The organism is Streptomyces sp. NPDC051322, assembly GCF_040689485.1.
GTDB lineage: Bacteria > Actinomycetota > Actinomycetes > Streptomycetales > Streptomycetaceae > Streptomyces.
In genome coordinates this window covers 635,725-646,918 of sequence record NZ_JBFBAK010000003.1, presented here as the reverse complement: position 1 = coordinate 646,918, position 11,194 = coordinate 635,725, and the positions used below count along the sequence as shown (strand labels likewise).

6 protein-coding genes, 1 tRNA gene and 1 pseudogene are annotated in these 11,194 nt (G+C 68.5%); 3 read left to right on the top strand and 5 right to left on the bottom strand.

The features are described from left to right. The first annotated feature begins 530 nt into the window (after positions 1-530). Positions 531-2,648: an FG-GAP-like repeat-containing protein gene (locus AB0436_RS11175; RefSeq protein WP_366467474.1), complete on the top strand. Its 2,118-nt coding sequence runs from the start codon at positions 531-533 to the stop codon at positions 2,646-2,648. A gap of 286 nt (positions 2,649-2,934) precedes the next feature. On the opposite strand, the gene AB0436_RS11170 is transcribed toward AB0436_RS11175, so the two are convergent. Continuing rightward, a complete protein-coding gene (locus AB0436_RS11170; RefSeq protein ID WP_366467508.1) occupies positions 2,935-3,096 on the bottom strand; it encodes a hypothetical protein in 162 nt (53 codons plus the stop codon). A gap of 86 nt (positions 3,097-3,182) precedes the next feature. On the opposite strand from AB0436_RS11170, the pseudogene AB0436_RS11165 reads away from it, so the two are divergent. Beyond that, positions 3,183-3,452, top strand: a pseudogene (locus AB0436_RS11165) (helix-turn-helix domain-containing protein); the annotation flags it as partial. A 229-nt stretch (positions 3,453-3,681) separates the two neighbouring features. Continuing rightward, positions 3,682-4,374, top strand: a complete 693-nt coding sequence (locus AB0436_RS11160; protein WP_366467473.1) for an IS30 family transposase — start codon at positions 3,682-3,684, stop codon at positions 4,372-4,374. Between the two features lie 482 nt (positions 4,375-4,856). Here AB0436_RS11160 and AB0436_RS11155 read toward each other — a convergent pair. The 4 genes from AB0436_RS11155 to tmk all read right to left on the bottom strand — a co-directional run bounded on the left by AB0436_RS11155 (position 4,857) and on the right by tmk (position 11,157). Continuing rightward, positions 4,857-4,933, bottom strand: a tRNA-Thr gene (locus tag AB0436_RS11155). A gap of 128 nt (positions 4,934-5,061) precedes the next feature. Then, the gene (locus AB0436_RS11150; protein WP_366467472.1) at positions 5,062-6,612 is read right to left on the bottom strand and encodes an alpha/beta hydrolase; all 1,551 of its coding nucleotides are present in this window, start codon (positions 6,610-6,612) and stop codon (positions 5,062-5,064) included. An 80-nt stretch (positions 6,613-6,692) separates the two neighbouring features. Then, a complete protein-coding gene (locus AB0436_RS11145) occupies positions 6,693-7,904 on the bottom strand; it encodes a DNA polymerase III subunit delta' (protein ID WP_366467471.1) in 1,212 nt (403 codons plus the stop codon). Between the two features lie 145 nt (positions 7,905-8,049). Continuing rightward, entirely contained in the window at positions 8,050-11,157 is a 3,108-nt protein-coding gene (tmk, locus tag AB0436_RS11140) for a dTMP kinase (protein WP_366467470.1), read from the bottom strand. Positions 11,158-11,194: the final 37 nt, after the last annotated feature.

Below are 11,194 nucleotides of genomic sequence, written 5' to 3'. Positions count from 1 at the left end.
CACGAGACGGCAGCCGCCTGATAGCCACACCCAGCACCCCTGGGTGACCCAACCCTACGAATGGCTCGATCAACCCGATCAAGACGGTAGAGCCGCCTGAGTGTCAGGAGACACATGTGAAGCAAAGTACGAAACGCCCAGGAATCATCCAGAACAGACCACAACTTTGGATTGCGCTGGGGGCCATTTTCCTCAGCGGGGTCTATTCCATATCGGCCGTGCCAGCCCAAGCTGAAGCAACGACGGGACAGCGCCAGTCCCAGCCGCCAACCGTTCGCTCACTCGGTCTCACGCACGTTTCGTCCCAGAAGCAGGAGCTGACCCGCACCGATACCCAGCCATTCTCAATGGTCGGCGTCGCGTGGCGCGGCGGCGGCGATGAGCGCTCAGTAGGTACAGCTCAAGTCCGTGTGCGAGATGCCTCCACAGGCACTTGGTCGAAGTGGCTGAACCTTGACAGCAACAGGATCCGCACACCCGAGAGACCGGGCCCAAGCACGGTCTCTGCCGGCCGGACGGAACCGAGGTGGGTGGGCAAATCCGACGCTGTCGAAGCGCGACTCACAACACCGCCTGGGCGTAAGACGCCCGCCAAGGCCAGCATCCGGCTCATCACCCCGGACTCTTCAGCCGCCACGCGTAGCAAACAAGCCACACCCGCAGCTCCAACAACCCATGCAACCGCGACCAATGCCGTAACAGCCGTTACCCGTCCGCCGATCACCACACGCGCCCAGTGGGGAGCTGACGAGCACCTCGCCGAACCGCCGACGATGGGAACCGAGGTCAAGGCCGTCTTCGTTCACTCCGCGGGCGGTACCAACGACTACAGTTGCACCGATTCGGCCGATCTCGTCCAAGGCATCCAGGCCTACCATATGACGGACCCGGATCACATGTGGAACGACATCGGATTCAACTTCCTCGTGGACAAGTGCGGCACGATCTTCGAAGGACGCGCCGGCGGCGTGGACCAGCCCGTCACCGGATTCCACACTCCAGGCTTCGACACCAACTCCACCGGAGTCGCGCTCCTTGGAGACATGAGCAGCGGCAAACCCACACCAGCCGCACTTCAGTCACTCGGGCGGCTCGCTGCATGGAAGCTCAGCCAGTACGGCCACAATCCCCTGGGAAGCGCCGTAATGACCGCATCAGCTTCCAATGGCAAATATGAAGCGGGAGAACAAGCGACATTCGACGCCATAGCGAGCGCCGATGATGCCATGCCGACACCCAGCCCTGATGAGAACCTGGCCGCCGCGCTTCCCACCACACGCTCCTATGCGGCCAGCCCGGCAGCCAGTTCCGCCATCCCCACCGCTGACTTCAACCGCGACGGTGCCAACGACCTCCTCGTCGGTACTCCGCAGGCGGCTGTTGGCACGCTCAAGGGCGCCGGAGCAGTCACTGTCCTGCCCGGAGGTGCCACTGGCCCCAACCCCGCTGCAAAACGTGTCATCTCTCAGAACTCCGCTGGCGTGCTCGGCGGCGCTGAAGCCGGTGACGCATTTGGCGCCGACAGCGCCTACGGCGACCTCAACGGCGACGGCTACGCCGACCTCGTCGTAGGTAACCCCGGCGAAGACGACACCAGCGGCCACACCGACAACGGCAATGTCATTGCCCTCTACGGCCCCGAACTCGACACCAGCGCAAGCTACAATCTCGCGACCGCAGACCGAGTCAACGACGCCCGGCTGGGAGAAGCCGTGACCGTCGGCGACTTCAACAGTGACGGCAAGGCCGACATCTTTGCCATCGCCCCGGGCAACCCGACCAGCTGGTGGGTGCTCGACAGCGCCTCTGGCACCGCCAAGAGCGGACGGCTGCTCACCAGCACTGCAGGAACGGTCACCTTTCCAGATGCCACCACTGGCGACTTCAACCAGGACGGCTACGCCGACGTCGCCACCACTTACCTCGATCCCGACGGCACCGGACGGGTCATGCTCTTCAAAGGATCGGTCACCGGTCTCCAGCCCGGCGCCCTGCTCGCTGCCAAGGGCGGCCGCTCCATCGCCTCCGGCGACCTCAACGGCGACACCTTCCCCGATATCGCCGTCGGCCAGCCCTACACGGCCGAGTCGGGCGCCTTCTCCGGAGGCCAGATCACCGCGTTCTACGGATCAGCCAACGGCATCACCATGACCGGTGCTACCACTCTCTACCAGGGCAGCCCCAGTGTTCCCGGCGCCGACGAGACCGGCGACGCCATGGGGTTCTCGCTCTCGATCGGCGACTACAACCTCGACGGATATGCCGACGTGTTGACGGGAGTGCCCTACGAAGACATCACGCGCGCCAGCGTCTCGGAGGTCGATGCCGGAGCCACACTACTGTTGCCCGGAAGTACAAAGGGGGTGACCGGTGTTGGATCCCAGGCCATCAGCCAGGACACCACAGGCATCACTGGAGACACCGAGAAGGGCGACCACTTCGGTACCTCTGTCAGCCTCACCGATCTACATGGCACTACTCGGGCTGAACTCGCAGTAGGCACCGAAGGAGAAAACACGGGAGACGGCACCCTTCTGCACCTTGACACCGACACAAACGGCATCATCCCGACCAGTGGAATCAACTACGGCCCCGCCAGCCTCGGACTACCTAACGGCTCCCATATCGGGCAGTCCCTTGCGCCTTGACGAAGTAGATCCGCTGAAGCGACCGGCTGGAACTCGCCGGCTGATTGCAATCAGCATCTCGCTTTCAGGCGGGACACTCGAGAAGTGATCAAATAAGGGGAAAGTGGTTCTAGCCAGGGGTGGATGGGGTTGTCGAAGGCTCTGTCCACCCCAGGCTGCTCGAACTTGCGAACGGGACGGGTCGCGTCACGACACTGCTGGCCATCGGGCTGATCATGGGCTGCATCGACTTCCGGTGCCCGTCCAGGAGCAGACTCCGCAGATACAGCCCACTTTCACCCGCTGGTCAGTCCGCACCAGCCGTGGCCAGAGCCCGCTTCACCGCGTTCTTCGAGATACCCAGATGCCGAGTCATCGCCCGGATCGGCATCTCCGCCGCCCGGTACAGCCTATGGATCTCCGCCCAGCCCTCTACTTGGATCACCTTCTCCTCCTGATCCGAAGTCAAGATCAGCTTGGTATTGTCGCGGGTTCTTGAAGACTGACCCCCAGGAGACTCTTGGGTTCTAACGCTTGTCGCAACACTCTTTGATCATGATGGGTGTGTTGATGGCGAGGCGGGGCAAAAAGCGCAGGCTGGAACTTGAGGCCGAGTACTGGCGTCTGCTGGCGTCGGGCATGGGCACGGTCGAGGCGTGCAGGCAGCTCGGGATTGGCAGGAAGACCGGCTACCGGTGGAGGGAGGAGAGCGGCGGAGTCCCACCGGCTCATCTTCCGGAGGCATCCCGCTCGGACCGCTATCTCTCGCTGCTGGAACGCAAACGGATCGCCACCCTGCGCGAACGCGGCCTGGGCGTCCGTGAGATAGCCGAGCGGCTCGGACGGGCGCCGTCGACGGTCAGCCGCGAGCTGCGCCGCAACAGCCGCCGTCATGACAACGGCGTCTACGACGCCGACCTGGCCCACCATCGGTCCAGGGAGCGGTTTCGGCGGCCGCGGCGAGTGAAGCTGGCGGCCGATCCGGAGCTGAAGGCCGAGGTCCAGGACAAGCTCAATCTCGAGTGGAGTCCCGAACAGATCGCCGCACATCTTCGTGCCCTCTGGCCCGAACAGCCTGAGCGGCACCCTGTGTCACGAGACCATCTACCGCTCCCTCTACCAGGGCATCAGAGGCGGCCTGAGCAGGACTTTGACCAAGCGACTCCGCACCAGCCGGCCCCTGCGCAAACGACGCAGACGCTCGGATCAGAGGGCCGCCCGGTTCATCGCCCCGCCCGTCCTGATCGACCACCGGCCGCCGGCCGTTGAACTGCGGGCACGCCTGGGCGACTGGGAGGGAGACCTCATCGTCGGACCCCGCAGCCAGTCCGCGGTGGCCACCCTCGTCGACCGCCGCACCCGCTACCTCCGCCTGATCGCCTTGCCCCACGGGCATTCGGCCGGCCAGCTCCGCGACGCACTCGTCACCGCCTTCATCAGCACCATGCCCGAACACGCCCGCCAGACGCTCACCTGGGACCAGGGCTCAGAGATGGCCCGCCACCACGAACTCGCCCCGTACTTCACCGACGGCGTCTTCTTCGCCCACCCCGGCAGCCCCTGGCAGCGCGGCACGAACGAGAACACGAACGGGCTCGTCCGCCAGTACCTGCCTAAGCGCACGAACCTCTCCCAGCACACTCCCGACGACCTCCGAATGATCGAAGACAGGCTCAATAACCGACCCCGTAAGACCCTCGGCTGGCAGACCCCGGCACAGGCATTCACCACCGCCCTGACACCATGAACCCTGCAACGTTGCGACGATCACGCGAATCCGCCTTAGAACCCAAGGACCCGGAAGGGGTCAGTTTGCAGGGAGCGTTGACAGGTATAGATGCCACAAAGTAAGTCAGGTCCAATCCGCAGTCAGAGGGTCGCCGTTCAACCGACGCCGACCCGCTTCCTGTCTGCAACAGCCATCGCTCGTACAGCGGTGCCACTCAGCACGAAGTGCCACATTGCCCCGCTCCCGCGAAGCCCCTCGTTGCGCACCCGCTGTCCCGATGCGCTCCCCTCGCGCTCCCCTGGCAATCAAGGAGCACCTCCACGGGTGAGCCCATTAGACGAAAGCCCAGCTCAAGGGGCTGTCGAAGCACACCCGCTCCGGAGGGTGAAACATCGATCAACGCATCGGAATGCGTAGGTCAAAAAGCCCCTCGTCTAGCACTTCACATGGTCAAGCAAACGGAAAAACCCCAGGTCAAAGGCCTGACCTGGGGTTCACCATGGAGCCGCCTTCGGGATTCGAACCCGAGACCTACGCATTACGAGTGCGTTGCTCTGGCCAACTGAGCTAAGGCGGCATGCCGTGCGCACCATGGTGCGGTCAACGGCGACGCCAAGTCTACACAGTTTTCGAGGGTGCTCCTGACGCCCCTCCCCCGAGGGCTTCCGGGCGGTTCAGAGGCCGGTCAGGGGCGGGCACGGCAGGTCAGGAGCACTTCTTGCCGTCCTTGGGCGGGGTGCCGTCGAGCAGGTAGGTGTTGATCGCGGTGTCGATGCAGTCGCTGCCCCGCCCGTACGCCGTGTGGCCGTCGCCGTCGTAGGTGAGGAGGGTGCCGGAGTCGAGCTGGGCGGCGAGGGACTTCGCCCACTTGTACGGGGTCGCGGGGTCGCGGATGGTGCCGACGACCACGATGGGGGCCGCGCCCTTCGCCACGATGCGGTGCGCGGTGCCGGTGGCGTGGGTGGGCCAGTAGGCACAGTTCAGGGAAGCCCAGGCGAAGCCTTCGCCGAAGACCGGGGACGCCTTCTCGAAGGAGGGCAGCGCCGCGGTGACGGCGGCGGGGCTGGAGAAGGCCGGGGGGAGGTCGAGGCAGTTGACCGCGGCGTTGGCGGCCATCAGGTTGGCGTAGCTGCCGTTGCTCTCGCGCTCGTAGTACGAGTCCGACAGGGCGAGCAGACCGGCGCCGTTGCCGGCCATGGCGTGGGAGAGGGCGGTGCGCAGCTCGGGCCAGGAGGCTTCGTCGTACATCGCCGAGATCACCCCGGTGGTACCCAGCGACTCGGTCAGTTTTCGGCTCTGGCCGGTGGGCACCGGATGGGCGTCGAGCCGGGAGAAGAAGGCTTCCAGGCGGTGTGAGGCGTCAGCGGCGGATTTCGTACCGAGCGGACAGTCCCGGTGGGTGACGCAGTCAGTGGCGAAGGACTTGAAAGCGGTCTCGAAACCGGCGGTCTGGTCGCGGTTCATGGCCAGCGAGGACAGCGAGGGGTCCATCGCTCCGTCGAGCACCATGCGGCCCACCCGGGCCGGGAAGAGCCCGGCGTAGGTGGCTCCGAGGAAAGTGCCGTAGGAGGCACCGACGTAGTTCAGCTTCTTGTCTCCGAGGATCGCGCGCAGGATGTCCATGTCCCGGGCCGCCTCGACCGTGGAGACATGCGGGAGAATCTTGGCGGAGTGCTTCTCGCAGCCCTGGGCGAAGTTCCTGAAGGCGGTGGTGAGCTTCTTGGTCTCACTCTTGTCGTCCGGCGTCTCGTCGACCTGGGTGTAGGCGTCCATCTGTTTGCCCGTCAGGCACTCGACGGGGTCGCTGTGGGCGACACCGCGGGGGTCGACGGCCACCATGTCGTAGCGCGCGCGGACCGCTGCGGGGTAGCCGATCGCCGCGTACCCCTGGAGGTACTGGATCGCGGAGCCGCCGGGGCCGCCGGGGTTGACCAGGAGCGAACCGATCCGTTTGCCGGGGCCGGTCGCCTTCTTGCGGGAGACGGCGAGTTTGATGTCGCCGTCCGCGGACTTCTTGTAGTCGAGCGGCACCGTCATCGTGGAGCACTCGAAGCCGGTGGCGCCGCAGGCATGCCACTTCAGCTTCTGGCCGTAGTACGAGGCCAGGTCCGGGGACGGCGCGGCGTTCGGGGCCTGCGCCTGGGTAGCGGACGCGGAGGCGCCGGACGCCGACTTGCCCGACGAGCAGCCCGAAACGAGCAGACCGCCCAGGGCCAACGCGAGGGTGGAGGTGGAGAGCAGACGCCTGATGTCCATCCTCGGAGCGTAGTCGGGCCTGGGGGGAAGGTCTTCTTCAGCGCTCGTACGAGTGAGTCGGGCCGAGCCGCCGACCGAGGTCAGCCTGCCCGCAGCGACACTGCCATGGCCTCGACCGCGAGCAGCGGGGCCACATTGCGGTCCAGCGCCTCACGGCAGGCACTGATCGCCTCGATACGGCGCAGGGTCCGCTCCGGACTGGAATTCAGAGCCACCCGGTCGAGGGCGTCCCGTACGTCCTCGTTGGCTATGGCCACCCTGGACCGCAGTTGGAGGGCCAGCACATCGCGGTAGAAGCCGGTCAGGTCGGTCAGCGCGAGATCGAGGCTGTCCCGCTGGGTACGGGTCGAGCGGCGCTTCTGACGGTCGGCCAGCTCCTTCATAGCGCCGGCCGTGCCCCGCGGCATCCGGCCTCCCGCCGATGCGCCGAGCGCCGCCTTGAGGTCCTCGGTCTCCTTGGTGTCGGAGCCCTCCGCGACCTCTTTGGCGTCCGCGGTCGCCGCGTCGACCAGATCCTGCGCCGACTTCAGGCAGCCACCGACGTCGTCGATCCGCAGCGGCATTTTCAGCACGGCGGCGCGCCGGGCACGCGCGCGCTCGTCGGTGGCGAGACGACGGGCGCGGCCGATGTGGCCCTGGGTGGCCCGGGCCGCCGACATCGCCGCACCGGGTTCAATGCCGTCGCGCCTGACCAGCAGGTCGGCGACGGCCTCGACGGGCGGCGTGCGCAGGGTGAGGCTGCGGCAGCGGGAGCGGATGGTGGGCAGTACGTCCTCGAGGGAAGGCGCGCAGAGCAGCCACACCGTGCGAGGGGCCGGCTCCTCCACCGCCTTCAGCAGGACGTTTCCCGCGCCTTCGGTGAGCCGGTCGGCATCTTCCATGACGATGATCTGCCAGCGGCCGACCGCCGGGGAGAGCTGGGCGCGCCGGACGAGCTCCCGGGTCTCCTTCACGCCGATGGAGAGCCCCTCCGTCCGGACGACCTCGACGTCGGCATGCGTACCGACCAGGGCGGTGTGGCAACCCTCGCAGAACCCGCAGCCCGCCACGCCCCCCAGCGCACGGTCCGGGCTGACGCACTGCAGGGCTGCGGCGAAGGCGCGGGCCGCCGTGGAGCGACCCGAGCCCGGCGGGCCGGTGAACAGCCACGCGTGCGTCATCGTCGACTTCGACAGGCCGTCGGTGGCGGCGCGGGCCGCATCGGCGGTGACCAGCGCGTCGGCGTCCCGGGCGGCGGCGGCGAGCTGTGCCTGGACACGGTCCTGACCGACGAGGTCGTCCCATACGGTCATCTGCCCGCCCCCTTTCGCTGTGGTGCGCGGCCTGTGGTGTTCGGCGCTGTGGTGGTGTGCGGCGCTGTGCGGTTCTCATTGTTGCGCAGGGGTCCGACAATCCCGGCACCACCACCGGGCCGGGCGGCGGCCGCCGCCGCTGCGGTCAGCGGCGGCGCCGGCCTCCTCCGCGACGGTCCTCGTCCTCGTCACGGTCCGAGCCCAGCAGCTCGTCCGCCAGCGAGGGCAGGTCGTCGAGCGGCGTCTCCTCCGCCCAGTCCGGCCGCCGGCGCGGACGGCCGGGGTCGACCTGCGGGAGCTCACGGGTGCGCTCGTTCGCGTTCTCGGGCGGGGAGTGCCGGCCGGACTCGTCGCGGAAGTAGCCGGGTGGCACCCGGTCCTCGGGGGCTGCGTCCCGTACCGGCGGCAGCACCGCCGTCTCCTCCTGGTCGCTCACCTTCGGAATGACCTTGGTCTCGTCGTCGCTGCCGTCCGCACCGGGCCGCGTCGACGGCGGCCGGACCGCGGGCACCGGCTGCGTCACCTCGTTCGCACCGTCGACGCCGGCCGGCGTCTGCTGCGCTTCGCCCACCCCGACGATCGGCGTCTGCACCGTCGACTCGTTGTCCGGGTGCTCGGGCGCTTCCTCGGCCGCCGCGGCCCGTGCGCTCTCCGCTGCTGCGGCAGCCGCTGCGGCCGCCTCCGCCTCGGCGGCCCGCCGGGCCTCCTCCGCCCGCAGCAGCGCCGCTTCTGCCTTGCGCTGCTTCTCCCGGCGGCGTTCCTCCGCCTCGGCGCGCAGCCGGTCCTCCTCCGCCTTCTGCCGACGCAGTCGTTCCTGCTCCTGCTCGCGCGCCTCTTCCTCGGCCGCGCGGCGGGCCCGCTCCTCCTCGGCGAGGCGCCTGGCCTCCTCTGCCTGTCGGCGCGCTTCCTCCGCCTGGCGCTCCTCCTCGCGACGCCGCGCCTCCTCGATCTCGAGACGCTTGCGCTCCTCCTCCTCCGCGCGCAACTTCGCGAGCTGGGCCTGGCGGGCCTTCTCCTGGCGCTCTTCCTCCGCCTTGCGGGCCGCTTCCTCCTCGGCCTTCCTGCGAGCTTCCTCCTCGGCGGCCCTGCGCGCCTCTTCCCTGGCGCTGATCTCGGCCTCGGAGAGCGGCAGCAGCTGGTCGAGGCGGTGGCGCACGACCGTGGTGATGGCTTCCGGCTGCTGCGCCGCGTCCACCACCAGGTAACGCCCGGGGTCGGCCGCCGCCAGTGTCAAGAAACCGCTCCGTACCCGCTGGTGGAATTCGGCGGGCTCGGACTCCAGCCGGTCCGGTGCCTCCGTGAAGCGCTCGCGGGCGGCCTCCGGCGACACGTCGAGCAGTACCGTCAGATGCGGTACGAGGCCGCCCGTGGCCCAGCGGTTGATACGGGCGATCTCGGTCGGCGACAGATCACGGCCGGCTCCCTGGTAGGCCACCGACGAGTCGATGTACCGGTCGGAGAGGACGATGGCGCCGCGTTCCAGGGCGGGACGGACCACCGAGTCGACGTGCTCCGCCCGGTCGGCGGCGTACAGCAGCGCCTCCGCACGGTTGGAGAGCCCGGCCGACGAGACGTCGAGCAGAATCGAACGCAGTCGCTTGCCGACCGGCGTGGCGCCCGGCTCGCGGGTGACGACGACCTCGTGGCCCTTGGCCCGGATCCATTCGGCGAGCGCTTCGACCTGGGTGGACTTGCCGGCTCCGTCGCCGCCTTCGACGGCGAGGAAGAAGCCGGTGGCGGACGGGGACTGCAGCGGGTCGGCACCGCCGCGCAGCGCGTCGCGCAGATCGCGGCGCAGCGGTACCCCCGAACGGTCGTCCGCCTTCGTGAGGACCAGCGCGGCCACCGGCAGCAGCAGCGCACCGACCAGCATCAGCGTGAAGGCGGCGCCGCCGTGTGCGAAGACGAAGCTGCCGTTGGCGAGGTGGTGCGGTCCGATGGCGGCCGCGATCAGCGGGGCCGCGATCGAGCCGAGCGCCACCGCGACACGGACCACGGCGTGCAGATGGTCCGCGGTGCGCGCACGCCGGGCGTCCTCGGTCTCCTGATCGATCAGGGTGTGCGCGAGGTTGGCGGCGACACCGGCCGACCAGCCGGCCAGCGCTGCGATCAGCAGCACCGTCGCGGTGTCCGGGACCAGGCCCATCACCAGCAGAGCCACGCCCGTCAGAGCGATCGCCAGCGCCAGCAGCCGGCGCCGGGAAAGGCCGGGCAGCGTCTGGGCGGCGGTACGGATCCCGAGGACGGTGCCCCCGGTCAGTACGAGAATCAGCAGCGCGAAGGCGGCCGGGCCGCCGTCGAGGTCCTTCGTGTGCAGTACAGCGACGGCAGCGACGGAGGCGACAGCTCCGGCCACCGAGGCCGCGGCCAGCACCAGCAGCGGGATGGCGCCGGTACGTCCCTTGTCGGGTCCGTCGCCCGCGGCGGGACGGCGCAGTCCCTCGAGCGGAGAGCGGGCGCGGGGTGTCGCGCCGTCGGGCAGTTCCAGGAAGTACAGCGTGGAGACGGACGCGGCGAACAATCCGGCCGCGACGTACGAGCCGAGTCCGGCCTGGTGCAGTGAGAACCAGTCGATGCCGGAGCCCAGCAGATTGCTGATCAGCGTGGCGACGAGCAGAACAGCGGCCGCGGCCGGGATGGCCACGAAGGTGGTGCGGAGCGAGAGCCTGCGCAACGCTTCGAGGTGGTCGGGCAGCGGGCGTACCGCACTGCCCTCCGCGGGCGGGGGCGGCAGCAGGGCGGGCGCCGCGCTCTCCTTGGCGACCGTCCAGAACCGCTCGGCGACACCGGCGACGAAGACGGTGACCAGGAGCAGGGCGGGCGCCTTGGCCGGGGTCCAGTTGATCCACAGCGGCGCGATGATCAGCAGCGCGACCCGCAGGCCGTCCGCCCCGATCATGGTCCAGCGGCGGTCGAGAGGCCCGTTCGGCGCGATCAGCGCGGCCACCGGGCCGAGCAGGACGGCACCGAAGAGGAGGGTGGCAAGGGCCCGTGCGCCGAAAACGGCGGCTACGGCGAAGGCGGCACCCCGGTACCCGCCTCCGAAGGATTCCTGCGAGACCGCCGCCTGCAACGACAGCAGCAGAAGCACGAGAAGGGCGAGGGAATCGCCGATGGAGCCGACGAGCTGCGCGCTCCACAACCGCCGGAGCGGAGGGATGCGCAACAGGGCTCGGACGGCGCGCTCGCGTGAGTCTGCGGCTAGTTCGTCGGAGGTGGGGCTCACGACCGTTGGCTGCTCGGCTCGCGTCATCCGACCAGCGTATCCGGAAGGGTCAAATCCCCGCTGG